Raw genomic sequence first — 25,750 nt, 5'->3', positions numbered from 1 at the left:
CGGGGTTCCAGAGAAGTGCGCGGGGGGGGGGAGGGAAATCGTCGGGGAGGGCCCCAGGATGGGCTGGAGGTGTTCGGGTGCCCTGGGGGGGGGGCCCCCCCGCACGCCTTCGCGGGACGCTCCGGTCACGCCTGCGGCAGGCGCTCCAGCTGGGCCTGGATGCGGGCGATGTCCTCCTCGGCCTTGGCGAGCCGGGTGCGGATCTTCTCCACCACGGTGTCCGGGGCCTTCCCCAGGAACGCCTCGTTGCCGAGCTTGCCCGTCGCCTGCGCCTTCTCCTTCTCGGCGGCCGCGAGGTCCTTCGCGAGGCGCTTGCGCTCGGCGGCGACGTCGATGGTGCCGGACAGGTCGAGGGCGACCGTGGCGCCGGCCACCGGGAGGGTCGCCGTGGCCGCGAAGGCGTCGCCCTCGGGCTGCAGGCGCAGCAGCTGGCGGATGGCCGCCTCGTGCGGGGCGAGTGCCGTGCCGTCGAGGGACAGGCGGGCCGGGACCCGCTGGCCGGGCTGCAGGCCCTGGTCGGCACGGAAGCGGCGGACCTCGGTGATGACGGACTGGAGGCTCTCGATCTCCCGCTCCGCCGCCTCGTCCCGGAAGGCGCTGTCGGCCGGCCAGTCGGCGATCACGACCGACTCGCCGCCGGTCAGCGTCGTCCACAGGGTGTCCGTGACGAACGGGACGACCGGGTGCAGCAGCTTCAGGGTGACGTCCAGGACCTCGCCCAGGACGCGCCGGGAGACCTCGGCGCCCCGGCCGCCCGCCTGGAACGTCGTCTTGGACAGCTCGACGTACCAGTCGAAGACCTCGTCCCACGCGAAGTGGAAGAGGGAGTCGGACAGCTTGGCGAACTGGAAGTCGTCGTAGAACGCGTCGACTTCGGCGACCGTCTTGTTCAGGCGGGAGAGGATCCAGCGGTCCGTCGCCGACATCTCGGCCGGGTCCGGGAGCGGGCCCTCGACGGTGGCGCCGTTCATCAGGGCGAAGCGGGTCGCGTTCCAGATCTTGTTGGCGAAGTTGCGGGAGGCCTGGACCCAGTCCTCGCCGATCGGGACGTCGGTGCCGGGGTTGGCGCCGCGGGCCAGGGTGAAGCGGACGGCGTCGGAGCCGTACTTGTCCATCCAGTCCAGCGGGTCGACGACGTTGCCGAAGGACTTCGACATCTTCTTGCCGCGCTCGTCACGGACCAGGCCGGTCAGCGCGATGGTGCGGAAGGGGACCTCGCCGTCCATGGCGTAGAGACCGAACATCATCATCCGGGCGACCCAGAAGAAGATGATGTCGTGGCCGGTGAGCAGGACGTCGGTCGGGTAGAACTTGCGCAGGTCCGCGGTCTGTTCGGGCCAGCCGAGGGTGGAGAACGGCCACAGGCCGGAGGAGAACCAGGTGTCGAGGACGTCGGTGTCCTGCTTCCAGCCCTCCGCCTCGGTGCCGGGCGGCTGCTCGTCGGGGCCGACGCAGACGACCTGGCCCTCGGGGCCGTACCAGACCGGGATGCGGTGGCCCCACCACAGCTGGCGCGAGATGCACCAGTCGTGCATGTTGTCGACCCAGTCGAAGTACCGCTTCGACATGTCCTCGGGGTGGATCTTCACCCGGCCGTCGCGGACCGCGTCACCGGCGGCCTGCGCGAGCGGGCCGACCTTGACCCACCACTGCATGGACAGGCGCGGCTCGATGGTGGTCTTGCAGCGCGAGCAGTGCCCGACGCTGTGGACGTAGGGCCGCTTCTCGGCGACGATCCGGCCCTGCGAGCGCAGCGCCGCGACGATCGCGGACCGCGCCTCGAAGCGGTCCAGGCCCTCGAACGGGCCGTGGACCGTGATGACGGCGCGCTCGTCCATCACGGTGATGGACTCCAGGCCGTGCCGCTGGCCGATCGCGAAGTCGTTCGGGTCGTGGGCCGGGGTGACCTTGACGGCGCCCGTGCCGAACTCGGGGTCGACGTGCGTGTCGGCGACGACGGGGATCGTACGGTCCGTCAGCGGCAGCTTGATCCGCTTGCCGACCAGGTGCCTGTAGCGCTCGTCGTCGGGGTGGACGGCGACGGCGGTGTCGCCGAGCATCGTCTCCGCACGCGTGGTGGCGACGACCAGCGTCTCGTCGCCCTCGCCGTACTTGATGGAGACCAGCTCGCCGTCGTCCTCCTGGTACTCCACCTCGATGTCCGAGATGGCCGTCAGGCAGCGCGGGCACCAGTTGATGATGCGCTCGGCGCGGTAGATCAGCTCGTCGTCGTAGAGCTTCTTGAAGATGGTCTGGACGGCCTTGGACAGGCCCTCGTCCATGGTGAAGCGCTCGCGGTCCCAGTCGACGCCGTCGCCGAGGCGGCGCATCTGGCCGAGGATCCTGCCGCCGTACTCTTCCTTCCACTGCCAGACCCGCTCGACGAACTCCTCGCGGCCCAGGTCGTGGCGGGACTTGCCCTCCTCGGCGAGCTGCTGCTCGACCTTGTTCTGGGTGGCGATGCCGGCGTGGTCCATGCCGGGCAGCCACAGCGACTCGAAGCCCTGCATGCGCTTGCGGCGGGTCAGCGCGTCCATCAGCGTGTGCTGGAAGGCGTGGCCCAGGTGCAGTGAACCCGTGACGTTCGGCGGGGGGATGACGATGGTGTACGCGGGCTTGTCGCTCTTGGCGTCGGCCGCGAAGTAACCGCGCTCTACCCAGCGCTCGTACAGCGGCCCCTCTACGTCGGCCGGCGCGTACTGGGTCGGCAGTTCGGTGCTGGGCGCTGTGGGCTGCTGCTGAGCATTCTCGGTCACGCGGCCCAGTTTAGAGGTGTCTCAGGGCTGTCCCGAAACGCGTTTGTTCCGTAACGGTGGGCGCCCCCGTGCCATGAGTCCCCTGTGACTGCGCCAGGATGTCAGGAACACATAAGCATCTGGAGGGGAACCCAGAGATGAGCTACCAGCAGCCGGGCCCGTACGGCGGGCCGCCGCCCCAGCAGCAGCCGGGACCGTACGGGCAGCAGCCGGGTCCGTACGGCGGGCCGCCGCAGGCGCCGCAGCCCGGCTACGGCTACCCGCAGCAGGCTCCGCCGGCGGCCCCGCCGCAGCCGGGTCCCTACGGGCAGCAGCCGCCGCAGCCGGGCTACGGCTATCCACAGCAGGGCGTTCCCCCGCAGCCGAACCCGTACGGCCAGCAGCCCCCGTACGGCCAGCAGCCCTACGGCGTTCCGCAGCCGCCGGCTCCCGGGGCCGGCAAGAAGAGGACGGGGCTGGTCGTCGGCGCGGTGGCGGTGGTGGCCGCGGTCGCGGTCGGCGCGTACTTCGTGCTCGCCGGGGGCGGTGGTGGCGACGGCATCAAGGACGACGGCGCGCACAAGCTGACGACGCCCGCGACGGTCGTCAACGGGACGTACAAGAAGTCGGACAGCTCCGACGGCCCGGGCGGGCTGACCGACTCGGACGTCTCGGACTTCGAGAAGATGGGCGTGAAGAACCCGAAGTCCGTCAGCGCCGGGTACGGGAGCGGCTCGGGTCTGACGACGAAGAGCCTCTCGTTCGCCGGGGTGTACGGGACGATCGACGACCCGGAGGCGGTCGTCGACGCCATGTTCGCCAAGGTCAAGTCCGAGTACGAGAAGAGCGGTTCCTCGGACAAGAGCAAGCTGGTCGGCAGCCCCGAGACGGTCAGCCCGGCGGGCTTCAGCAACGGCGTCATGAAGTGCCAGCTGATACAGATCGACAACAGTTCCGGTGCCTCCGCCGGCGAGCCGACGACACTCAAGACGCCCATGTGCATCTGGGGCGACCACAGCACCGTCGCCTTCGTCACGGCGTTCAGCTACGCGAATCTGAGCGGGAGCGACAGCAGCCTGATCGCCGGCAATGCCGACATCACGGCCAAGCTGCGGAACGAAGTCCGCGTCAAGCTCTAGCGACGTCGGCGTCCGCCGTCACCCGGCGGACGCCCGGCAACGACGGAAGGGGCCCGGTCGAGTGACCGGGCCCCTTCCGTCGTTCGTCGTACGGGGGTTACGCCGACTTCTGCTCCCCCGCGCCCCGGCCGCGGGCGTCGCGCGGGATCAGGGTCGGGTTGACGTTGGAGTGGACGACGTCGGCCGTGATGACGACGCGGGCCACGTCCTTGCGGGACGGGACCTCGTACATCACCGACATGAGGACCTCTTCCATGATGGCGCGCAGGCCGCGGGCGCCGGTCTGGCGGAGGATCGCCTGGTCGGCGATGGCCTCCAGGGCCTCGCGCTCGAAGTCCAGCTCCACGCCGTCGAGTTCGAAGAGGCGCTGGTACTGCTTGACGAGCGCGTTGCGCGGCTCGATCAGGATCTGGAGGAGGGCCTCGCGGTCCAGGTTGTGGACCGAGGTGATGACCGGGAGACGGCCGATGAACTCCGGGATCATGCCGAACTTGACCAGGTCCTCGGGCATGACGTCCTCGAACTGGTCCTTGGACTGCAGTTCGCGCTTGGAGCGGATGGTCGCGCCGAAGCCGATGCCCTTGGCGCCCGCCCTGGACTCGATGATCTTCTCCAGGCCGGCGAACGCACCGCCCACGATGAACAGCACGTTCGTCGTGTCGATCTGGATGAACTCCTGGTGCGGGTGCTTGCGGCCGCCCTGCGGCGGGACCGAGGCCGTGGTGCCCTCCAGGATCTTCAGCAGGGCCTGCTGCACGCCCTCGCCGGAGACGTCCCGCGTGATCGACGGATTTTCACTCTTCCGCGCGACCTTGTCGATCTCGTCGATGTAGATGATCCCGGTCTCGGCCTTCTTGACGTCGTAGTCGGCGGCCTGGATCAGCTTGAGGAGGATGTTCTCGACGTCCTCGCCCACGTAACCGGCCTCCGTCAGCGCGGTGGCGTCGGCGATCGCGAACGGCACGTTCAGCATGCGGGCCAGGGTCTGCGCGAGGAGCGTCTTGCCGGAGCCGGTCGGGCCCAGCAGGAGGATGTTGGACTTCGCCAACTCGATGGCGTCGTCGCGGCCTTGGGCGCCGCCGTTCTCCCCTGCCTGGACGCGCTTGTAGTGGTTGTACACCGCGACCGAGAGGGCTTTCTTGGCGGGCTCCTGGCCCACCACGTAGCCCTCCAGGAACTCGTAGATCTCGCGGGGCTTGGGGAGTTCCTCCCAGCGCACCTCGCTCGTCTCGGCGAGCTCCTCCTCGATGATCTCGTTGCAGAGGTCGATGCACTCGTCGCAGATGTACACACCGGGCCCTGCGATGAGCTTCTTGACCTGCTTCTGGCTCTTGCCGCAGAACGAGCACTTGAGCAGATCGCCGCCGTCACCGATGCGTGCCACGGTGTGCTTCCCCTTCGCCTGGGAGACGCCTGGACTCTCTCGAATCCAGCGGCTCCTGGTGCTGCCTTATGTCGACGGTACCTTGCCGGGCCCCTCGTACGGGCCCCCCTTGGCACGGTTCACTTTGACGTGCACCTTGCCGTGCGCGCGGTCGAACCGTGCCAAGGGCGGCAGAGAATACATTCTCTGTCAGCGGCCTCCGTCAGCGGACGTCGGTGTTGTTCATCTTCCGGGTGGAGATGATCTGGTCCACGATGCCGTACTCCAGCGCTTCCTCGGCCGTGAGGATCTTGTCGCGCTCGATGTCCTCGCGGACCTGCTCGATCGCGCGGTTGGAGTGCTTGGCCAGCATGGTCTCCAGCTGGTCACGCATCCGCGTGAACTCCTTGGCGATGATCTCCAGGTCGGAGAGCTGGCCGCGGCCGGTGGAACCGGCCGGCTGGTGGATCAGCACGCGGGAGTTCGGCAGCGCCATGCGCTTGCCGGGCGTGCCGGCGGCGAGCAGGATGGCCGCGGCGGAGGCCGCCTGGCCCATGCAGACCGTCTGGATGTCGGGCTTCACGAACTGCATCGTGTCGTAGATCGCCGTGAGGGCGGTCATGTCGCCGCCCGGGCTGTTGATGTAGATCGAGATGTCCCGGTCGGGGTCCATCGACTCCAGGCACAGCAGCTGCGCCATGACGTCGTTGGCGGAGGCGTCGTCGATCTGGACGCCGAGGAAGATCACGCGCTCCTCGAAGAGCTTCGCGTACGGGTCGTACTCGCGGATGCCCTGGGAGGTGCGCTCGACGAAGCGCGGGATGACGTAGCGGGCGTCGGGCCGGGGCCCGTCGTAGCGGGCGTCAGCCGTGCCGGGGATGTTGCTCATGAGGGTGTTCACCGTCCTGGTGGCGTTCGGGGGGCTGGAGTCTCGGCGGAGCGTGGCGTGGCCGGGCCTGGTCTCAGGCGCCGGTGCCGCCGCCTCCCGGAACACCGGAGGCATGCGTGATGATCTCGTCAATGAGACCGTACTCCTTGGCCTCTTCCGGGGTGAACCAGCGGTCGCGGTCGCCGTCGCGGATGATGGCCTCGACGGTCTGGCCGGAGTGCTGCGCGGTCAGCTCGGACATGCGCTTCTTGGTGCGCAGCAGGTACTCGGCCTGGATCTTGATGTCCGAGACGGTACCGCCGAGGCCCGCGGAGCCCTGGTGCATCATGATGTCGGCGTGCGGCAGCGCGAAGCGCTTGCCGGCGGCGCCGCCGGTGAGCAGGAACTGGCCCATCGAGGCCGCCATGCCCATCGCGATGGTCACCACGTCGTTCGGGATGTACTGCATGGTGTCGTAGATCGCCATGCCGGCCGTCACCGAGCCACCGGGGCTGTTGATGTAGAGGTAGATGTCCTTGCCGGGATCGGCCGCGAGCAGCAGCAGCTGCGCGGTGATCTTGTTCGCGATGTCGTCGTCCACCTGCTGGCCGAGGAAGATGATCCGCTCACCGAGCAGCCGGTTGTAGACCTGGTCACCGAGGCCACCACCGATGGAAGGCTCGCCGGCGGCGGAGGGCATCAGATTCGTCACGTATCCACCTGCTCGTCTGTACGACGGCGCCGGGCCGTCTCACGTTTCCCTAGCCGGGGGCTTGGCCGGGGGCTGCAGTCCTGACGGACTCCGGTCCCCTTGCCCTCGTACTCATGGACCCTAACGCGATGGTCCCTTCGGGGAATCCCGGTAACAGGGCTGTTCGCCGGGGGCGTAGCGCCGTTCGGGATGCGGTACGGGGGCGCGTGCGGCTGTGTGGGGGCCGCTCGCGCAGTTCCCCGCGCCCCTGGGTGGGCTTCCCCGGCGCATACGGCAAAGGGGCTCCCGGGATGGTCCCAGGAGCCCCTGTGCGCCGTTGTGGGCGCCGTAGGGCTCAGCCCTCGGCCTTGTCCTCGTCCGCGGCGTCGGTGGCCTCGGCGGTGGCCTCAGGGGCCTCCGTCGCGGTCTCGTCCTCGTCCTCGTCGTCCAGGTCGACGATCTCGCCGTTGGTGTCCTTCACCGTGGCGGCCTCGACCACGACGGCCAGGGCCTTGCCGCGGGCGACCTCGCCGACCAGGAGCGGAACCTGGCCGCCCTCGACGACGGCCTGGGCGAACTGGTCGGGGGACATGCCGGAGGAGGCCGCGCGCCGCATGAGGTGCTCGGTGAGCTCCTCCTGGTTGACGTTCAGCTTCTCGACCTTGACCAGCTCGTCGAGGACGAACTGGGTCTTGATGCCCTTGATCGCGGCCTCGCGGGTCTCGGTCTCGAACTCCTCCTCGGTCTTGCCCTGGATCTCCAGGTACTTCGCGAGGTCGAGGCCCATCTGGCCGAGCTGGTGGTGCTCCAGGTTGTGCTTGCGGGTGTTGATCTCGTCCTCGAGCAGCTTCTCGGGGACGGGCACCTCGACGAGCTCCAGGAGCTTCTCCAGGACGCGCTCCTGGGCCTGCGTGGCCTGGTCGTACGTCTTCATGTCGGCGAGGCGCTTGCGGCTGTCGGCCTTGAGCTCGTCCAGGGTGTCGAACTCGGAGGCGAGCTGCGCGAACTCGTCGTCCAGCTCCGGGAGTTCGCGGGCGGCGACCTGGGTGACCTTGACGGTGACCTCGGCCTCGCGGCCGGCCGCGGAGCCGCCCTTGAGCTCGGAGGAGAAGGTGGCCTCGCCACCGGCCTCAAGGCCCTTCACGGCGTCGTCGATGCCGTCCAGCAGCTCGCCGGAGCCGATGGTGTAGGAGACGCCGCTGGCAATGCCGTCCTCCAGGACCTCGCCGTCGACCTTGGCCTCCAGGTCGATGGTCACGACGTCGCCGTCCTCGGCGGCCCGCTCTACCGGGGAGGTGGAGGCGAAGCGCTCGCGGAGCTGCTCCACGGACTTCTCGACGTCCTCGTCCGACACCTCGACGGCGTCGACCTCGACCTCGATGCCGGAGTAGTCCGGGATCTCCAGGGCCGGGCGGACGTCGACCTCGGCGGTGAAGTTCAGCGTCTCGCCGTCCTTCAGCTCCGTGATGTCGACCTCGGGCTGGCCCAGCGGGTTCAGCTCGGCCTCGTTGACCGCTTCGGTGTAGAACTTCGGAAGCGCGTCGTTGACCGCCTCCTCCAGGACCGCACCGCGGCCGAACCGCTGGTCGATGACGCGGGCCGGGATCTTGCCCTTGCGGAAGCCCTTCACCGTGACCTGCTGGTTGATCTTCTTGTACGCCGCGTCGAGGCTGTCCTTGAGCTCCTCGAAGGGCACCTCGACAGTGAGCCGAACCCGGGTCGGGTTCAGGGTCTCCACGGCGCTCTTCACGGTTCGGTCTCCTTGTGGCTGACTTCTCGGGTTCTGCCGGTGCCAGAGGGGCCCGGCGGAGTTTCGCCGCCCGGAGGAGTTCGCAGGCCGCCGTACAGGGGCCGGGACACACGGGCGCGCAGCTTGCATAGTAACCGCAGCGGCTCAGCGGCCCAAAAGGCGATCAAGACGGACGCCGTCAGGTGGTGGTCGGGGTGGCGGGATTTGAACCCACGGCCTTCCGCTCCCAAAGCGGACGCGCTACCAAGCTGCGCCACACCCCGTTTCGGTGCGACACGTAGGGTACATGCCCGGGCCGCCCGCGTCGGCCGCTTTGTTCACCCGCACGGGCTTCGTCCGGCCGCCGCATCCGCGCCGCCCGGTTCGCGTTGGCCTACGCGCCGGACGACCCGCTACGATGCCTTCGGTGCCGCGGTCCCCGACCTGCGGCGCGTGTTGTGCGGGCGTAGCTCAATGGTAGAGCTTCAGTCTTCCAAACTGACTACGCGGGTTCGATTCCCGTCGCCCGCTCCGCATGGCTCAGGCCCAGGTCTCCGGGTGGATTCACCCGGAGACCTGGGCCTCAGTCGTAGCCGGGACCGGATCGGCAGGGGAGGCGAAGCCATCGTGGCCATGGGAGCGGCGGGGCTGCCCGGCAGAGAGTGGATGGTCAAGGACGCGAAGGGTCGTAGGTACAGCTACGACTCGGAGGAAGAGGCGTTCCGGGAGCTGCCCGAGCACGGGGAGGGTGCCACCGTGTGGACCCGCGAGGTCTATCGGGTCCTGTTCGTCACGAGGTCGGTCGACGGCTGGAAGCAGGTCCCCGTTCCCCGCGGGTAGGCGGACAGAGCGCACGGGGTGGCGGCGGGCACGCGTGCGCCTCGGGTCACTGCCGCCGTCGTGGCGCGGGCCGCGTGCCGCCGGCCGCCCCCGGGGTCAGAAGTTGATCGAGTTTATGGTCTGCGCCAGCGAGTCGAGGAAGCGCTGGATGGAGGGGGCCATCCCGGTCGACGCGAGGAAGAAGCCGAACAGGACGGCGACGATCGCGGGGCCCGCCTTGATGTTCCCCCCTCTCATCATCACCACAAGGATGATCGCCAACAGCAACACCACAGACAGTGAAATGGCCACAACTGATCACACCCTCGGTCGGTCCGCTCTCCGGCCTGGGGTACGGCCCCGCACCCCGCCAGATCCATCGTGCCACCAACCCGGCCGCACTATGCGGTTCGTGACACAACGTCGACAACTCGCCGCACACCGACAACTGCCCGCACTGCATTTCGAGGCCCCACCCGCCTGCGGTCACACGGCAATTGACAGACATGGTTTCCATGTCCACACAACTCGCGCGCAGCCAATTCGAATTATTGACACAGGCACGGCAAGGCGCGGCAACCCACGCTCGTTATGCACCAATAGGTAGGGATGAATGCGGACATCACGGGTGTAAGTGCCGCATGGAACTGCAAACACGCAGGCATCGACGCCGGTAAATCCCCCCGCGATCAAGATTCGGTTCTCGTTGATTACCAGGAATCGCCTCGGCGGTTTTACGGAATCCCACAGGCGACGCTAGGGTGCCTCAGATGTTTGCCGCCGCCACGTCCCCCGGCCAGAACCGAACACCGCGTCCCCCGGCCCGGCCGCCGGCGGACAGACCCCGCGACGCGTTCTTCGACAACGCCAAGTACCTGGCGATCGTGCTCGTCGCGATGGGTCACTCCTGGGAGCCGCTGAAGGGCGACAGCCGCGTCCTGGAGGCGGCGTACTGCCTCGTGTACGCCTTCCACATGCCGGCCTTCATCATCATCTCCGGCTACTTCTCCCGGAACTTCGACATGCGCCCCGACCGGCTGAAGCGGCTGGTCACCGGTGTCGTCGTCCCCTATGTTCTGTTCGAGACGGCCTACTCGCTCTTCCAGCGCTTCGTGGTCGGCGACTCCGGCCAGGACATCAGCCTGCTCGACCCCTGGTACCTGACCTGGTTCCTGTGCGCGCTGTTCGTCTGGCGGCTGACCACGCCCCTGTGGCGGGCCGTCCGCCATCCCCTTCCGGTCGCCTTCGGCATCGCGATGCTGGCGTCCGTGTCCCCGAGCATCGGTGACGACCTCGACCTCCAGCGGGTACTGCAGTTCCTGCCGTACTTCGTGCTCGGCCTGTGCCTGCGGCCCGAGCACTTCCGGCTGGTGCGCCGGTGGCCGGTACGGATCGCCGCGGTGCCGGTGTTCGCCTTCGCGCTGGCGTTCGCGTGGTGGTCGGTGCCGCGGATGAACACCGCGTGGTTCTACCACCGGGACTCCGCGCAGGAGCTGGGCGCGCCGTGGTGGTGCGGGCCGGTGATGGTGCTCGCCATGTTCGGCTGCTCGATGGTGCTGACGGCCGGCTTCTTCTCCTGGGTACCGGGCCGGCGGACGTGGTTCACGACGCTGGGCGCGGGCACGCTGTACGGCTACCTCCTGCACGGCTTCGTCGTGAAGTACGGCGTGCACGCGGGCTGGTTCGACCCGAGGTGGCTGCACGGGCCGCTCGGCGAGATCCTCGTCACGGCGCTCGCGGGCGGGTGCGTGACGCTGCTGTGCACCTCGCCGGTGCGGCGGGTGTTCCGGTTCTCCATGGAGCCGCGGATGGACTGGGCGTTCCGGCGGGACGCGGCGGAGACGGCCCGGGAGCGGGAGCCGCGGAGCCGGGAGATGGCCGGCGTGTGACGCCGGGTTCCGCCTAGGCGGGGAGGCCGAGGAGGGCGCGCATCCGGGCGTACTTCTCGGTCAGCCGGCTCCGGGTGGCCTCGTCCAGTACGGCGAGCCGGCCGGGGTCGGCGTTGTGCGCGAGGTCGGCTTCCTTGACGAGGAGGGCGCCGGGGGTGGCGAGGACGCGCCGGGCGTACGACTCCAGGGGCTCGCCGGGGTGCTTGGTGAGGGCGCGCACGACCGCCTTCGTGCGGGGGCTGAGGGGGGCCGTGTCCAGCCACTCCTCGGTGAGGGCGTGATCCTCGACGGCGTCGTGCAGCCAGGCGGCGGCGATCTGGTCCGGGTCGCCGCCACGGGCGCGGACGCCGTCGGCCACGGCGGCGAGGTGCTCGGCGTAGGGCCGCCCTGCCTTGTCGGTCTGCGCCGCGTGGGCGTCACGGGCGAGTCTCTCGACGTCGGCGAGGGAGAGCGGGGTCGGGTTCACGGTGCGAGTATCTCGTGGCCGGGGGGCGGGGGGTCTCCCTCACCGGCACTTGCAGAGTGCCGCCGCGCCCACCCGTGCCGCCCCAGCGGCACGACTGCCCGCAGCTGTGCAGCCCCAAGGGACGCGAGGAACTGCGCGACCGGCCCCGACACACCCGCAGCGGCGTCGCTACGGCCGACGGCAGCGCCCCGTCAGGGGCGCGGGGAACTGCGCGACCAGCCACGACACACCCGCAGCCACGTCGCCCCACAAGCCCCCGCGGCCGTGGGCAGCACACCTGCACGCCCCTGCAGGGGGCCGGCTGGGAGTGGGTCGTCAGGGGTGCGGGGAACTGGGCGGGCAGTCGCGACGTGCCCGCGGACGGCGACGGTCCGCGCTCATCGTGCCGCCTCTCGGCAGATCAGCAGCAGTGCCCTGTCGTCGTTGACGTCCTTCGCGACCGCCTCGATGAGGTGCCAGGCGGCGCCGTGGAAACCGCCGGCGACGTAGCGGTCGGCTTCACCAGTGAGGCGGTCCATGCCTTCGACGATGTCGCGGTCGGCGGTCTCCACCAGGCCGTCCGTGAAGATCATGAGGACGTCGCCGGGCCGCAGCGAGCCCTTGACGGGGTCGAACTGGGCACCGTCGTACACGCCGAGGAGGGGGCCCTCGGCGGCCTTCTCCTCCCAGCGGCCGCTGCCGGCGCTGAGCTGGAGGCCGGGCGGATGGCCCGCGGAGTACAGCTCGTAGTCGCCGGAGTCGAGGTCCAGGACCAGGTGTATGGAGGTCGCGAAGCCCTCGTCCCAGTCCTGGCGGAGCAGATAGCCGTTGGCGGCGGGGAGGAAGGCGTGCGGAGGGAGGGAGCCGAGGAGGCCGCCGAAGGCGCCGGACAGGAGCAGGGCACGGGACGCCGCGTCCATGCCCTTGCCGGAGACGTCGGTGAGGACGACCTCCATCGTGCGGCCGTTGTTCGTGCGGGCCGCGACCACGAAGTCGCCGGAGAAGGACTGCCCGCCGGCCGGCCGCAGGGCCATCTCGCGGTGCCAGCCCGGCGGCAGCTTCGGCAGCTTGCTCTGCACCCGGATGCGTTCGCGCAGGTCGAAGAGCATGGTGCCGCCGCGCCGCCAGGGCACGCCGACCCGGCTGCGGAACTGGGCGGTGAGCAGACCGAAGAAACCGCAGGCGGCGACGGTCAGGACCACGCCCGGGGTGACCCGTGAGGGGCCCTCGGTGTAGGGGCCGAGCCGTACCGACTCCACGATCAGGGCGGTGGCGGCCGCCGCGTACAGACCGAGCAGGCTCGCCGGGCGCAGCAGCAGGCCGCCCGCGATGATCGGCAGGACCAGCGCGGCGGGCGAGAACCAGACCGAGTTGGCGAGGGTCATGGCCGCGAGGACCGGGACGGTCAGGAGCAGCCCGATCAGCGCGATCCAGTCGGAGCCGTCGCCGCGGAAGTAGTCCACGGCGCTTCTGCGCACGCCGACGCGGACCCGGTGCCACTGCACTTTCCACCGGGCCGGGAGGGTGTCGGCCTTCGCGCGCCGCTCTCGGTCTACTGCCATTAGTTCGGGACCCTATCCATCGAACCAGCTGCTTGGCACGGGAGGTCCCACTTGTCCCCCGTCCGAGGCTCACCTTCGGGTGCGACTTCACAGTGAACTTCACCGGAAGCCCCCGCGTCGCCGTCCGGGAGAAATTCGCTGGCTCGCCCTGCAATGCCCTGGTAGTCATGGCGTATGGCGACCGAGCGTGCGACCCAGTTGAAGGTGCTGCGTCCCGAGGAGTTCGACGGCTGGTGGGACCACCTGGTGCGGGCCTTCGGCGCCGGTCCGGCATCGACCGAGGAGCGCGACCTGGACCGGTCCCTCACCGACTACGAGCGCTCGCTGGCCGTCTGGGACGGGTCCGAACTCGTCGGGACGGCGGGGGCGTTCCGGTTCCGGATGACCGTGCCGGGCGGTGCCCTGCTGCCCACCGCCGGGATCACCATGGTGAGCGTCGCCGCGACGCACCGGCGGCGCGGGGTGCTGACGTCGATGATGCGCCGTCAGCTGGACGACATCCGGGAGTGGGGCGAGCCGCTGGCCGCGCTGACCGCCTCCGAGCCGGCGATCTACGGCCGCTTCGGGTACGGCGCCGCGACCTTCCAGCTGCAGGCCGAGATCGACACCGGCCGGGTGACGCTTGAGGTGCCGGCCGGCACCGGTGACGTACGGCTGCGGTACGCCGATCCGGCCGAGGTGCTCGGCGCGTGCGAGGCGGTCTATGCGGAGCTGGTGCCGCTGCGGCCCGGGATGCTGGCCCGGCAGCCCGGTTGGGAGCGGGCGGGGCTGCTGGACCCGGAGAGCGAGCGGGGCGGGGCGTCGGCGCTGCAGTGCGTGGTCGCCGAGCGGGACGGGAGGGTCACGGGGTACGCCCGGTTCCGTACGAAGATGGGCTGGTCGGCGAGCGGGCACGACGGCACGGTGACGCTGGAGGACCTCGCCGCGCTCGACCCGGCGAGCGACGCGGCGCTGTGGCGGTTCCTGTCCGAGATCGACCTGATGACGACGCTGACGGTGCGCAACCGGCCGGTCGACGAAGCCTGGCAGTACCTGGTCTCCGACATCCGGCGGTGCCGGACGCGGGTGCGGGACGCGGCGTACGTCCGGCTCGTCGACGTCGGTGCGGCGCTCGCGGCGCGGACCTACCAGGCGCCGGTGGACGTGGTGCTGGAGGTGGCGGACGCCTTCTGCCCCTGGAACGCCGGGCGTTGGCGACTGACCGGGGACGCCAAGGGGGCGTCCTGCGAGCGTACGACGGACGCGGCCGAGCTGACGCTGTCGGTGCGGGAGTTGGGGGCGGCCTACCTCGGTGGCGTGTCCCTGCTGTCGCTGGCGCGGGCCGGGCGGGTGGGCGAACTGCGGCCGGGGGCACTGGCGGAGGCGTCGGTGGCCTTCGGGTCACCGGTGCTGCCGTGGCTGCCGCACGGCTTCTAGTGCGCGCTCAGCGTTTCTGGCAGGTGGGGCACCAGAAGAGGTTGCGGGCGGCGAGGCCCGCGGTGCGGATCTCGGAGCCGCAGAGGTGGCAGGGCAGGGTGGCCCGGCGGTAGACGTACACCTCACCGCCGTGGTCGTCGACGCGCGGCGGGCGGCCCATCGCCTCCGGGGTGTGCTCGGGCCGCACGGTGTCGATGCGGTTGTCGCGGACGCCCTCGCGCATGAGCCCGACGAGGTCGGCCCAGACGGCGTCCCACTCGGCGGGGGTGATGTCCCTGCCCGCGCGGTACGGGTCGATCCCGTGCCGGAACAGGACCTCGGCGCGGTAGACGTTCCCGACCCCGGCGATGACCTTCTGGTCCATCAGCAGGGCTGCGATCGTCGTACGGCTGCGGGAGATCCTGCGGTACGCCGCGTCCGGGTCGGCGTCGGCACGGAGCGGGTCGGGGCCGAGGCGGGCGTGTACGGCGGTCTTCTCGGCGTCGGTGATCAGGGCGCAGGTGGTGGGGCCGCGCAGGTCGACGTAGGCCGTGGGGTTCGCCAGGCGCAGGCGGACGGTGTCGGTGGCCGGGGGTGCGGGGGCGTCGCCGAAGGTGACCTTGCCGAAGAGGCCGAGGTGGATGTGAACCCAGTCGCTGTCGCGGAAGCCGAGGAAGAGGTGCTTGCCGTGGGCCTCGGTACGGGTGAGGGGGGCGCCGTCGATCAGTTCCGCGGCGTCGGAGAACTTGCCCTGCGGGCTGGTGACCCGTACGGGCCCGGTGAGCCGACGGTAGTCCAGCGCGAGCCGGTGGATCGTGTGCCCTTCTGGCACTGAGGTGATTCCTTTCCCACCCACCCACCCACCCGACTCGGTCAGTGGAGAGGTGCACGTCGAAGGACCGGAAGCCCCCGGGCACGGAGCCCGGGCTCAGCGCCCAGTAAGAGGCACGGAACTTTGTCGGCTCCGCCGGAGGCAGCACCCCGTATGAGGCACGGAACTTTGTCGGCTGCGCCCGCGGGAGCGCCCCGCAAGGCGCGCGGGGAACTGCGCGATCAGCCCCCGCGCGCCCGCGGGCGAACGACTACCGGCTGCCCCCTGCCCCGCCTCTCGGGCGACCGAGTCGGGCGGGTGGGTGGGTGGGTGGGCAGAGGCTACGGCTGCGGGTGGTGCGCCGGGATGGGCGGGAGGTCGCCCGTGGCCTCGTACGCGGACAGCATGTCGATGCGGCGGATGTGCCGCTCGCCCTCGGAGAACGGCGTGTTCAGGAAGGTCTCGACGAACTTCGTCGCCTCGTCCTGCGTGTGCATGCGCGCGCCCACCGCGACGACGTTCGCGTTGTTGTGCTGTCGGCCGAGCGACGCGGTCTCCTCGCTCCAGGCGAGCGCCGCCCGCACGCCCTTCACCTTGTTCGCGGCGATCTGCTCACCGTTGCCGGAGCCGCCGATCACGATGCCGAGGGCGGCGGGGTCGGCGGCCGTCCGCTCGGCCGCGCGGAGGCAGAAGGGCGGGTAGTCGTCGTCGGCGTCGTAGATGTGGGGGCCGCAGTCCACGGGGTCGTGGCCCGCCGCCTTCAGCCACTCGACGAGGTGGTTCTTGAGTTCGAAGCCCGCATGGTCGGAGCCGAGATACACGCGCATGGGACGAGTGTGACACGGGCGGGAACACCCGGCAGGGCCGGGGCCGCATACCCGAAAGCCTGCCGGAATTTGTGAGTAACACTACAGAACCTCAGGAAAACCTCAAGTAACGATCTGGATTCAAAGGTTCAGGAATCAGTCCACCTCCGTTTCACTGGACCAACTCGTACGCCGCTCGTGCGAGAGCCCGCTCACCCGGCACAAAGGAATTCCCCCCATGACTGGCAACGGCCCCCACGACGGTCCCCGGGACGGTCTCCAGGCAGGACTCAAGAACCGGCATCTGTCGATGATCGCCATCGGCGGTGTCATCGGCGCCGGCCTCTTCGTCGGTTCCAGCACCGGCATCGCCACCGCAGGCCCCGGCATCCTGCTGTCGTACGCGCTCGTCGGCACGCTCGTGGTGCTGGTGATGCGGATGCTCGGCGAGATGTCCGCCGCCAACCCCACCTCCGGATCGTTCTCCGCACACGCGGACCGCGCGCTCGGCCGCTGGGCCGGGTTCTCCATCGGCTGGCTGTACTGGTTCTTCTGGGTGGTGGTGCTGGCGGTCGAGGCGACCGCCGGCGCCACGATCCTGGCAGGCTGGATCCCGGCCGTACCGCAGTGGGGCTGGGCGCTCATCGTGATGGCGGTGCTCACCGCCACCAACCTGGTCTCCGTCGGCTCCTACGGCGAGTTCGAGTTCTGGTTCGCCGGCATCAAGGTCGTCGCGATCGGCGCGTTCATCGTCGTCGGCCTGCTCGCGGTGCTGGGCGTACTGCCCGGCGCGGACACCGACAGGGCGAGCTTCTCCAACCTCACCGGCCACGGCGGGTTCCTGCCGCACGGGCCCGGCGCCATCCTCACCGGCGTGCTGCTCGTCGTCTTCTCCTTCATGGGCAGCGAGATCGCCACCCTGGCCGCGGGTGAGTCCGAGGACCCGCAGCGCGCGGTCACCAAGTCCACGAACAGCATCATCTGGCGGATCGGCGTCTTCTACCTCGGCTCGATCCTGATCGTGGTCTCGCTGGTGCCGTGGAACGACCCGTCCATCAAGGAGAAGGGCTCCTACGTCGCCGCCCTCGACTCCCTCGGCATCGCGCACGCCGGCCAGATCATGAACGTCATCGTGCTGACGTCGGTGCTGTCCTGTCTCAACTCCGGTCTGTACACGGCCTCCCGGATGGCCTTCTCGCTCGGGCAGCGGGGTGACGCCCCGAAGGCGTTCGCCCGGACCACCGCCCGCGGGGTGCCGATGGCCGCGATCGTCGCGTCCGTGCTGTTCGGGTTCGTCGCCGTGTTCTTCAACTACAAGTTCCCGGACTCCGTCTTCCTCTTCCTGGTCAACTCCAGCGGCGCTGTGGCCCTGTTCGTCTGGCTCGTCATCTGCTTCTCGCAGCTGCGCATGCGGAAGATCATCCAGGCCGAGGCGCCGGAGAAGCTCGTCGTGAAGATGTGGCTGTACCCGTACCTGACCTGGGCGACAGCCGGTCTGATCGTGTTCGTCCTCGGCTACATGCTGACCGACACGGAGGGCGAGAGCAGCGGCCGTACCACCGTGCTGCTCTCGCTGCTGGTCGCGGCGGCGGTGGTCGCCGTCGCGGTGGTGAAGGAGAAGGTGACCGGCGGCCGGGCGAAGGAGGCGGTCACCGAGCCCGCCGACCAGGTGTCCGTCGGCTGATCCTCACAGCAGGGTGAAGCTCTCCTTCACCTTCTCGTAGGTCCGTACGGCCTGGGCTTCGGCCGCCGGCTGGTACCAGGTGTTGATCTGGTACGACTTGCCGCCGGCGTCGAAGCCCAGCAGCCGTGCGTGCCAGGGGGTGCCCCTGAGGGTGAAGGTGTACTCCCAGACCACGGCCGGATAGCCGCGGAAGGCCGTCTCGGCCAGCCGGATCTTGGTGTAGTCCCGGCCCTGATGGGCGCTCTGTTCGGAGGCGCGCCAGCTGTCCATGAGGTCGCCGCGGGCGAGCGAGGACTTGGCGACGAGTTCCTGGCTGCCGTCGGGGGAGGTGTAGTGGACCTCGGCACCCGTCTTGACGTCCCTGCGCCAGCCGGTGGGCGGCGCCCAGGCGAAACCGCCGGCCTCCTCGTGGGTGCCGGGCGGGAGGGAGCGGGGGCGGGCGGTGCCCTCGACTGTGGGCGCCGATGAAGTGGGCGTCCGTGTCGAGGGGGTTGAGGTGGTGCCGGTCGCTTTGTTGCTGTCGCTGCCGCCTGTTGTGGTGGTGAGGAGGACGGCGAGGGCGGTGGCTACCGCTGCGGTTCCCAGTACGGCGAGGAGAGTCGTGCGTTTGGGGGCCTTGCGGTGGTGAGGCGCTGCGGGTGCGTGGGGGCTGGTCGCGCCGTTCCCCGCGCCCCTTTCGGGGCGCTGTGGTTCAGGGCGTTGCCATGTGGGGCCCACCTGGGAACGGGTCGGGCCCGTCGCGTTGCCCGACGGGATTTCCGAACGGACCTCTGCGCGGGGTTCCGAGGCCGCCTCCGTCGACGTGCTCACCGTAGGCTGCGGCTGCGGGCGTTGGTCCTCCGGAGCGGGAGGGCGCGTCACGTACGTCGGGGTCGGGCGTTCCACGGGGGCCGGGTGGGCCACCGGGCGCAGTTCCCGTTCCACTTCCTTGAGGCCGGGGCGCGCGGCCGGGTCCTTCGCCAGCAGTGCTGCCAGCAGGTCGTGCAACGGGCCTGCCGTGGCCGGGAGTTCGGGTTCCTCGTAGAGGACGGCGTGCAGGGTGGCCAGGGTGGTGTCGCGGGAGAAGGGGGAGCGGCCGCCGAGGGCCGCACACAGGGTCGCGCCGAGCGACCAGAGGTCGGAGGGCGGGCCCTGCGGGCGGCCGGAGACGCGTTCGGGCGCCATGTAGTCGGGGGAGCCGACGAGCATGCCGACCATGGTGAGCGCCTTGGCGTCCTGGATCGCGGCGATACCGAAGTCGGTGAGGACGACCCGGCCCGCGGTGTTCTCGACGAGGACGTTGCCGGGTTTGATGTCGCGGTGCAGCACTCCCCCGGCGTGCACCTGGCGCAGCGCCCCGACCAGGCCGAGGCCGATCCGGGCGGCCGCGCGCGGGCTCAGCGGCCCCTCCTCGGCCATGATCCACTCCAGGGAACGGCCGTTGACCAGCTCCATGACGATCCACAGGCGTTCGCCCTCGTCGACGACGTCGTAGACCCGCACGACGTTGGGGTGGTCGATCCGGGCGGTGGCCCGGGCCTCGCGCAGGGTGCGTTCGCGGCGGGTGCGGGTGTCCTCGGCGTCGAGGCCGTCGATCCGCATCTCCTTGACGGCGACCTGCCGGTCGAGCGTCTCGTCGGCGGCCCGCCACACCCGCCCCATGCCGCCCTGCCCGATACTCTCGGCCAGCCGGTAGCGGCCGGTCACCAGCAGACCGGGAACACCGCCCGGCCCCGCGTTCTCCGGATTCCCCGCGTTCTCCGGATTCCCCGGACTCCCCGCGCCAACTGAATCCCCTGAGTTCTCTGAATTCCCCGGCAATTCGCTGCACCCCCTCAACGGCCGCCCCTGCCGACACACAATGGTCACACTTACGGCCGTCCCAGCATAGTGCGGAGAAATCTTGTGGTACCTCTTCAAGTGACCGCGAATTCAGGCGCGGTCCAGGGGGTTGCAAGGGGGACGAACATGAGTTCTCGTCGTACGCTCCGGCGGCTGACCGTGGTCACGGGATCGCTGGTCACGGCATCTTTCTCGGCCGTGATGATCCTGCCGTCCACGGCCGTCGCCGACGACCAGGGGCCGGGCAGCGGCAAGGGGGGAAAAGCGGTCGACCAGGCACCGGACGGGGTGCGGCTGACAACGGAACTGCCCGCGAGGATCTCGGTCGACAACAGTTCACAGAAAACGGCGATCACCGCCACCGTGAAGAACGAAGGGACCAAGGAAAGCGACAGCATCCGGCTTTTGGTGGTCGGTTTCGACGGGCTGAAGGTCACCGGGGTACAGGGGTGCGACGCCGTCGCCGCGAAAGACCTGCCGGCCGGTTCGAACAGCGCCTTCAGCTGTCCCGTGGGCGCGCTGGGCGCCGGCCGGTCGGCGTCGTACGCGGTCGACGCGACGTTCGACCTCGGCAAAACCGGGAAGATCTGCCTTCCCGTGCAGAGCGCGGACGGGAAGAAGACGTTCTGGCAGCAGGGCCCGGTGCCGTTCGGTACGACGAACCCGTCGCCGAACGCCCCGGCCACCCCGCTGCTGCTCGGCACCGACAACAAGCCGGTGGGGCCGAGCGGCGACCAGCTGCCGAAGACCGGCGCGGGCCGTGACGTGCTGCCGCTCGGGGCGGCCGGCGCGGCGCTGATCGCGGCCGGGGCGGCGGGGGTGTGGTGGTCGCAGCGGCGGCCGCGACGGCAGTCGTAGCAGCCGGTACGACAGCGGGGCCCGGGGTGCCGAAGCGTCCCGGGCCCCGCTGTGGTGGTGCGGGGGTCAGCGCTTGCCGACGAGCTTCCACGCGGCGGGCACCGCGCCCATCGCCAGGGCCGCCTTCACCGCGTCGCCGATCAGGAACGGGGTGAGGCCGGCCGCGATCGCCGCGGACGCGGACATGTCCGCGGCGTAGGCCAGGTACGGCACGCCGACGGCGTAGATGAGCGCCTCGCCGAGCAGCATCGTGCCCGCCATGCGCAGTACGCCGCGGTCGGCGCCGCGCCGGGCCAGGGCGCCGACGACGGCGGAGGCGAGCATCATGCCGAGGATGTACCCGAAGGAGACCGAGACGCCGGAGGTGCCGCTAGCGAACCACGGCAGGCCCGCGAGGCCGGCCAGCGCGTACAGGGTGAGGGAGAGCAGGCCGCGGCGGGCGCCGAGGGCGGTGCCGACGAGCAGGGCGGCGAAGGTCTGGCCGGTCACCGGGACCGGGGAGCCGGGCACCGGGACCGCGATCTGGGCGGCGAGGCCGGTGAGCGCGGCGCCGCCGGCCACGAGGGCCGCGTCGCGCACCCGGGACGCGGGCAGGAGGTCGGCGAGGACGGTGCCGGTGCGGGTCGACGCGGCGGCGGTGGCGGTGCTCATGGGGACTCCGCGGGAAGGGGGCAGGCAAGGGACTCTGTGACGCTATCCCGGCCCGTCTGAGCCGGACACGTCAGCGGTCGACAAAGGCCGGAAGCGGCACTTGGTGGGCTCCCCACAAAGGGTGTGGGTTACACGCGGTACGGGGTGACACCGATCACTGAGGCAGAGATGTTTCGGTCACGTCAACGGCATTGAACAGGCCTGTGGAGTTCCACCAATCGAATCCCAGCGCTCTGGTGGGATTCAAGGTTTCTGGCCTACGCTTCCGGACATGGTCGCCCAGTCCCGGAACTTCACGTCGCGTCGCTATGTCGACCTGCGGCGCCAGGGTGCTGCCACCTGTCGCCGTACGCCCTGAGGCCGCGCGGCGGGAGACCGGTCCAGCGCGCCTCGACCCGAGAGACGTGTCGGCCCCGTTCCCGAGGACGGTTTCCCATGCCCCGTACCGCGGCACCCCCGCTCACCTCCGCACCCCGTGACCGGCGGCGGACCAGCGCCAGCGTGGTCCTCCGCTCGGTCCTCGAACACGGGCCGGTCGCCCGCTCCACCATCGCCCGGCTGACCGGGCTGTCCCCGGCCTCCGTCACCGACTACTGCGCCCGCTTCACCGAACTCGGCCTGATCCGGGAGACCGAGGCGCCGCAGCGCGCCAAGGGCGTGGGCCGCCCCCACGTGCCGGTCGACCTGGACGACTCGCGGTTCGTGGTCGGCGGAGTGCACGTGGCCGTCCCGTACACCACGGTCGCGCTGCTCGATCTGCGTGGCCGGGTCGTCCTGCGGCGGGAGTTGAAGCACCGGGACACCGATCCGCGCGCGGTGCTGGCGCGGGCCGCCGCCGGATTCGCCGCGCTGCTCGACGAGGTGCCCGGCAGTCGGCCGCTGGGCGTCGGCGTCGCCGTCGGCGGCTGGGTGGACCGGGACTCCGGAACCGTCGTCGAGCACCCGCTGCTCGGCTGGCGCGAGGTGCCGGTGCGCGAGCTGCTCGGCGCGCACACCGGGCTGCCGGTCCATGTGGACGGCCACGCGCGCGCGTTGGTCAACGGGGAGCGGCTCTTCGGGCGCGCCCGGGGCAGCCGGAGCGTGCTGCACCTGTTCGTCGGCAACGTGGTCGACGCGGCCTTCGCCACCGGCGACGAGGTGCACCACGGCCCGCGCTCCCAGGCCGGCATGATCGGCCATCTCCCGGTGCCGGGCGGCACCGAGCCGTGCGGCTGCGGACGCACCGGCTGCCTCCAGGTGGAGCTCAGCGAACGCACCCTGGTGCGGCGGGCCCGGGCGGCCGGGGTGACGGACAGCGGCAACCCGATGGACGTCCTCGCGGCGGCCGCGGCGGGCGATCCGGCGGCCGTACGGCTGCTGGTGGGGCGTGCGCGGCTGACCGGGCGGGCGGCGGCGCTGCTGCTCGACGTCCTCAACCCGGAGAGCGTGGTCGTCACCGAGGTCGGCGTGCTGTACCGCGAGGACTGTCTGCGCGCGCTGCGCGAGGCGGTCGGCACGGAGCGGGCGGCCGTGGTGGCGCCGACCAGTTTCGGGTCCTCGGTGCTGGCGGTGGCGGGCGGGTCGGTGGTCCTCGACGTGCTGTACCGGGACCCGCTGAGCGCCTCGCCCGCCGCGGCTCCGGCCCTGTCACCAGAGCTTATTTAATTCAGAAACTCGGAATATTGACAGCCGTCGCGCACGGCAAGGAACATCCATCCCATGACCTGTCGCACCCTCTGTTGCTGACGTCTTGACGCGCCTCGGGCGCGTTTTTCCCTCTGCGTGAGATCTCTCTTTCCGGCCCTCCGCCGCCGGGAATTCGCCCTGCCTTTCTGCTGCTTTTCTCCCCGGAGCACTCCCATGCCTTCTGCGTCCTCCTCCGGCATCGACCGCCGGCTCTTCCTCACCTCCCTGCTCGGCGCCTCGGCGGCCGTGGCCGGGCTGAGCGGCTGCGCGGGTGGCAGTGCCGCCGCCGACACCGCGGGCGCCTCGACCGCTCCGCTGGCCGACAAGGTCCCGGCCGGCACCAGCCTGAAGATCGCCTCCTATCTGGGCCAGCAGCAGCTGCAGTTCAAGCTGGCGAAGCTGCCCGCGCTGCCGTTCACCGTGTCGAGCTGGGTGAACATCGGGGCCGGTCCCGACGTCATCAACGCGTTCCGCGCCAAGTCCCTCGACCTCGCCAACAACGCGGGAATTCCGCCGATCCAGGCGCAGTTCCAGGGTTTCGCCGCAAAAATCGTGGCGATCGAGCTGACCCGCAAGCCGAACTACCTGTTCGCCACCAAGCCCGGCAGCGACATACGCACGGTCGCCGAATTCAAGGGAAGGAAACTCGCCTTCTCGCAGGGTCAGGCGCAGGGCGTGGTCCTGCTGCGGGCGCTGAAGCAGGCCGGGCTCGCCTACGACGACGTGAAGCTGGTCCCGCTGACCAGCAACCAGTTCCTCACCGCCCTGCAGTCCGGCCAGGTGGACGTGGCCCCGCTGGCCAACTCCCAGGCGCCGGCCTACCTCCAGCAGTACGGCCCGGAGGGCGCGCACACCATCGCCACCGACGTCGTCGACCTGCTCAACCTGCTGTGGGCGCCGCAGGCGGTGCTGAACGACAAGGCCAGGGCGGCCGCGGTCGCCGCGTACATCCCCGAGTGGGCCAGGGGCCTGGTCTGGCAGTGGGAGAACCCGGACACCTGGAACGAGGAGTTCTACGTCAAGACCCAGAACCTGACCCTCGCGCAGGCCCAGGGCATCACCAGGCGCGCCAACAAGCCGCTGTTCCCGCCGAGCTGGGACGAGGCGATCAAGTGGGAGCAGGAGACCGCCGACCTGCTCGCGGAGGGCGGCTTCGTGAAGAAGACCGACGTCTCCTCGCTCTTCGACCACCGCTTCGAGTCCCTCGCCGCCAAGGCCGTACCGGCGGAGTACCGGAAATGACCGCCGTGACCACCGGCACGGTGCCGGTTCCCGTCGCGCAGGACGAGGCGCGCCGGGTCCGGCCGCGCCGCCGGCTCTCCCCCGGCCGCCGGCTGCCCGCCGCCCGGCTGGCCGGGCCGCTCGTCGTCCTCGCCGCCTGGGCGATCGCCTCCGCCGCCGGGCAACTCGATCCCGGCGCGATCCCCGCGCCCTGGACCGTCCTGGACACGGCCGTCCACCTGTGGACCGCCGGGACGCTGCGCACCGACGTCCTGACCTCCGTGGAGCGGGCCGGGTACGGCTTCGCGATCGGCCTGACCGCCGGGGTGCTGCTGGCCCTGGCCTCCGGGCTCAGCCGCACCGGCGAGGCGCTGATCGACGGGACCGTGCAGATCAACCGGGCGATCCCGACCCTCGGCCTGATCCCGCTGTTCATCCTCTGGCTGGGTATCGGCGAGACCTTCAAGATCGCCATCATCGCGATCGTCGTCTACATACCGATCTACCTGAACACCCATGCCGCGCTGTCCGCCATCGACAGCCGGTACGTCGAACTCGCCGAGGTGCTGGACCTGTCGAGGCTCCGGTTCATCCGGGAGGTCGTGATCCCCGGCGCGCTGCCCGGATTCTTCGTGGGGCTCCGGCTCGGCGTCACCGGCTCCTGGCTCGGCCTGGTCGTCCTGGAGCAGATCAACGCCACCAGCGGTCTCGGCTACATGATGTTCCAGGCCCAGAACTACGGGCGCAGCGACATCATCCTCGTCGGCCTGCTGATCTACGGCGTCTTCGGCCTCGTCTCGGACTCCGTGGTCCGGCTGATCGAACGGAGGGTGCTGTCATGGCGCCGCACACTGAGCAGCTGACCCGCCCCGCCGTCCGGCTCCGGGACCTGACCCGGTCGTTCGGGGACCGTACGGTTCTCGACGGTATCGACCTCGACGTCCCGGCCGGGCAGTTCACCGCCCTGCTCGGGCACAGCGGCTCCGGCAAGAGCACCCTGCTGCGGGCCGTCGCGGGACTCGACCACGGGGTCGCCGGCAGCGGGGAGCTCAGCGCGCCGGAACGGGTCTCGGTGGTCTTCCAGGACTCCCGGCTGCTGCCCTGGCGCCGGGTGCTGGACAACGTGGTGCTGGGCCTGGACGGCAAGGACGCGCTCGACCGGGGTCGCGCCGCGCTCGAGGAGGTCGGCCTCGGCGGCCGCGAACGGGCCTGGCCGGGCGAGCTGTCCGGCGGCGAGGCGCAGCGGGCCGCGCTCGCCCGGTCCCTGGTCCGCGAGCCCGAACTGCTCCTCGCCGACGAGCCGTTCGGCGCCCTGGACGCGCTCACCCGGATCAGGATGCACCACCTGCTGCGCGAGCTGTGGAAACGGCACCACCCGTCCGTCCTGCTCGTCACCCACGACGTCGACGAGGCGATCGTCCTCGCCGACCGGGTCCTTGTCCTGGACCGGGGCCGGATCGGCCTCGACCTGACCGTGGACCACGACCGGCCGCGCGGCCAGTACCGGGGCCGGCTGCTGGCCGCGCTGGGCGTCACGGAGGACGCCGCGTGACCGCCGGTCGCGGTGGCCGCCCCGGGGGCCGCCGCCCCCGGACCCC

Annotated in this window: 22 protein-coding genes and 2 tRNA genes; 11 read left to right on the top strand and 13 right to left on the bottom strand. The window is 70.5% G+C overall.

Translation table 11 applies throughout. The annotated features are described in order from the left end of the window. Window positions 1–125: 125 nt before the first annotated feature. Window positions 126–2,756 (bottom strand): valine--tRNA ligase, encoded by a 2,631-nt coding sequence (locus ACZ63F_RS13555; protein WP_469710741.1) that lies wholly within the window; start codon window positions 2,754–2,756, stop codon window positions 126–128. Between the two features lie 137 nt (window positions 2,757–2,893). On the opposite strand from ACZ63F_RS13555, the gene ACZ63F_RS13550 reads away from it, so the two are divergent. Further along, window positions 2,894–3,874 carry a hypothetical protein gene (locus ACZ63F_RS13550; protein ID WP_469710739.1) on the top strand — a complete coding sequence of 327 codons (981 nt, stop codon included), beginning with the start codon at window positions 2,894–2,896 and terminating at the stop codon, window positions 3,872–3,874. A gap of 97 nt (window positions 3,875–3,971) precedes the next feature. Here ACZ63F_RS13550 and clpX read toward each other — a convergent pair whose 3' ends face one another. From clpX to ACZ63F_RS13525, 5 genes are all read right to left on the bottom strand, one after another. Continuing rightward, window positions 3,972–5,258 (bottom strand): ATP-dependent Clp protease ATP-binding subunit ClpX, encoded by a 1,287-nt coding sequence (gene clpX, locus ACZ63F_RS13545; RefSeq protein ID WP_093503035.1) that lies wholly within the window; start codon window positions 5,256–5,258, stop codon window positions 3,972–3,974. A gap of 202 nt (window positions 5,259–5,460) precedes the next feature. Next, window positions 5,461–6,126 (bottom strand): ATP-dependent Clp protease proteolytic subunit, encoded by a 666-nt coding sequence (locus ACZ63F_RS13540; RefSeq protein WP_351959215.1) that lies wholly within the window; start codon window positions 6,124–6,126, stop codon window positions 5,461–5,463. Window positions 6,127–6,199: 73 nt separating this feature from the next. Beyond that, entirely contained in the window at window positions 6,200–6,805 is a 606-nt protein-coding gene (locus ACZ63F_RS13535; protein ID WP_093503033.1) for an ATP-dependent Clp protease proteolytic subunit, read from the bottom strand. A gap of 346 nt (window positions 6,806–7,151) precedes the next feature. Further along, window positions 7,152–8,546 carry a trigger factor gene (gene tig / locus ACZ63F_RS13530; protein WP_469710737.1) on the bottom strand — a complete coding sequence of 465 codons (1,395 nt, stop codon included), beginning with the start codon at window positions 8,544–8,546 and terminating at the stop codon, window positions 7,152–7,154. A 186-nt stretch (window positions 8,547–8,732) separates the two neighbouring features. Next, a tRNA-Pro gene (locus ACZ63F_RS13525) sits at window positions 8,733–8,809 on the bottom strand. Between the two features lie 176 nt (window positions 8,810–8,985). Between ACZ63F_RS13525 and ACZ63F_RS13520 the strand changes: the two genes are divergently transcribed. Together ACZ63F_RS13520 and ACZ63F_RS13515 are read left to right on the top strand one after the other, a co-directional pair. Further along, window positions 8,986–9,056: transfer RNA gene (locus ACZ63F_RS13520), tRNA-Gly, on the top strand. Window positions 9,057–9,152: 96 nt separating this feature from the next. Continuing rightward, window positions 9,153–9,365: a hypothetical protein gene (locus ACZ63F_RS13515; protein ID WP_352361015.1), complete on the top strand. Its 213-nt coding sequence runs from the start codon at window positions 9,153–9,155 to the stop codon at window positions 9,363–9,365. 96 nt (window positions 9,366–9,461) lie between these two features. Here the strand turns inward: ACZ63F_RS13515 and ACZ63F_RS13510 are convergent, their stop codons facing one another. Then, the gene (locus ACZ63F_RS13510; protein ID WP_089107496.1) at window positions 9,462–9,656 is read right to left on the bottom strand and encodes a hypothetical protein; all 195 of its coding nucleotides are present in this window, start codon (window positions 9,654–9,656) and stop codon (window positions 9,462–9,464) included. A gap of 458 nt (window positions 9,657–10,114) precedes the next feature. Here ACZ63F_RS13510 and ACZ63F_RS13505 point away from each other — a divergent pair, with 458 nt between their 5' ends. Beyond that, the gene (locus ACZ63F_RS13505; protein WP_469710734.1) at window positions 10,115–11,233 is read left to right on the top strand and encodes an acyltransferase family protein; all 1,119 of its coding nucleotides are present in this window, start codon (window positions 10,115–10,117) and stop codon (window positions 11,231–11,233) included. A 13-nt stretch (window positions 11,234–11,246) separates the two neighbouring features. On the opposite strand, the gene ACZ63F_RS13500 is transcribed toward ACZ63F_RS13505, so the two are convergent. Next, window positions 11,247–11,699, bottom strand: coding sequence for an HD domain-containing protein (locus ACZ63F_RS13500; protein ID WP_469710732.1), 453 nt, complete (start codon window positions 11,697–11,699; stop codon window positions 11,247–11,249). Window positions 11,700–12,076: 377 nt separating this feature from the next. Next, window positions 12,077–13,240 carry a PP2C family protein-serine/threonine phosphatase gene (locus tag ACZ63F_RS13495; protein ID WP_352361020.1) on the bottom strand — a complete coding sequence of 388 codons (1,164 nt, stop codon included), beginning with the start codon at window positions 13,238–13,240 and terminating at the stop codon, window positions 12,077–12,079. Between the two features lie 174 nt (window positions 13,241–13,414). Here ACZ63F_RS13495 and ACZ63F_RS13490 point away from each other — a divergent pair, with 174 nt between their 5' ends. Continuing rightward, window positions 13,415–14,656: a GNAT family N-acetyltransferase gene (locus ACZ63F_RS13490; RefSeq protein ID WP_469710730.1), complete on the top strand. Its 1,242-nt coding sequence runs from the start codon at window positions 13,415–13,417 to the stop codon at window positions 14,654–14,656. Between the two features lie 7 nt (window positions 14,657–14,663). Here ACZ63F_RS13490 and ACZ63F_RS13485 read toward each other — a convergent pair whose 3' ends face one another. Together ACZ63F_RS13485 and ACZ63F_RS13480 are read right to left on the bottom strand one after the other, a co-directional pair. After that, window positions 14,664–15,467 (bottom strand): Fpg/Nei family DNA glycosylase, encoded by an 804-nt coding sequence (locus ACZ63F_RS13485; RefSeq protein WP_469710727.1) that lies wholly within the window; start codon window positions 15,465–15,467, stop codon window positions 14,664–14,666. A 320-nt stretch (window positions 15,468–15,787) separates the two neighbouring features. Next, window positions 15,788–16,273: a ribose-5-phosphate isomerase gene (locus ACZ63F_RS13480; RefSeq protein ID WP_469710725.1), complete on the bottom strand. Its 486-nt coding sequence runs from the start codon at window positions 16,271–16,273 to the stop codon at window positions 15,788–15,790. 217 nt (window positions 16,274–16,490) lie between these two features. On the opposite strand from ACZ63F_RS13480, the gene ACZ63F_RS13475 reads away from it, so the two are divergent. Then, window positions 16,491–17,936, top strand: coding sequence for an amino acid permease (locus ACZ63F_RS13475; protein ID WP_352361028.1), 1,446 nt, complete (start codon window positions 16,491–16,493; stop codon window positions 17,934–17,936). Window positions 17,937–17,939: 3 nt separating this feature from the next. On the opposite strand, the gene ACZ63F_RS13470 is transcribed toward ACZ63F_RS13475, so the two are convergent. Then, window positions 17,940–19,577: a protein kinase domain-containing protein gene (locus ACZ63F_RS13470; protein WP_469711375.1), complete on the bottom strand. Its 1,638-nt coding sequence runs from the start codon at window positions 19,575–19,577 to the stop codon at window positions 17,940–17,942. A 306-nt stretch (window positions 19,578–19,883) separates the two neighbouring features. Here ACZ63F_RS13470 and ACZ63F_RS13465 point away from each other — a divergent pair, with 306 nt between their 5' ends. Then, window positions 19,884–20,615 carry an LPXTG cell wall anchor domain-containing protein gene (locus ACZ63F_RS13465; protein ID WP_469710723.1) on the top strand — a complete coding sequence of 244 codons (732 nt, stop codon included), beginning with the start codon at window positions 19,884–19,886 and terminating at the stop codon, window positions 20,613–20,615. Between the two features lie 66 nt (window positions 20,616–20,681). Here ACZ63F_RS13465 and ACZ63F_RS13460 read toward each other — a convergent pair whose 3' ends face one another. Beyond that, the gene (locus ACZ63F_RS13460) at window positions 20,682–21,266 is read right to left on the bottom strand and encodes a biotin transporter BioY (RefSeq protein ID WP_469710721.1); all 585 of its coding nucleotides are present in this window, start codon (window positions 21,264–21,266) and stop codon (window positions 20,682–20,684) included. A 435-nt stretch (window positions 21,267–21,701) separates the two neighbouring features. On the opposite strand from ACZ63F_RS13460, the gene ACZ63F_RS13455 reads away from it, so the two are divergent. The 4 genes from ACZ63F_RS13455 (at window position 21,702) to ACZ63F_RS13440 (ending at window position 25,704) form a co-directional block, all read left to right on the top strand. Then, entirely contained in the window at window positions 21,702–22,910 is a 1,209-nt protein-coding gene (locus tag ACZ63F_RS13455) for an ROK family protein (protein ID WP_469710719.1), read from the top strand. A gap of 195 nt (window positions 22,911–23,105) precedes the next feature. After that, window positions 23,106–24,173 carry an ABC transporter substrate-binding protein gene (locus ACZ63F_RS13450; protein ID WP_469710717.1) on the top strand — a complete coding sequence of 356 codons (1,068 nt, stop codon included), beginning with the start codon at window positions 23,106–23,108 and terminating at the stop codon, window positions 24,171–24,173. Then, window positions 24,170–25,015, top strand: coding sequence for an ABC transporter permease (locus tag ACZ63F_RS13445; protein ID WP_469710715.1), 846 nt, complete (start codon window positions 24,170–24,172; stop codon window positions 25,013–25,015). Before ACZ63F_RS13450 ends, ACZ63F_RS13445 begins: the two co-directional genes overlap by 4 nt. Beyond that, entirely contained in the window at window positions 24,991–25,704 is a 714-nt protein-coding gene (locus ACZ63F_RS13440; protein ID WP_469710713.1) for an ABC transporter ATP-binding protein, read from the top strand. Before ACZ63F_RS13445 ends, ACZ63F_RS13440 begins: the two co-directional genes overlap by 25 nt. The last annotated feature ends 46 nt before the right edge of the window (window positions 25,705–25,750 follow it).

It is taken from the genome of Streptomyces sp. NPDC104761 (assembly GCF_055583445.1).
Note: the sequence above shows the minus strand (reverse complement) of the source record. Positions and strands in the feature narration are given on the sequence as shown.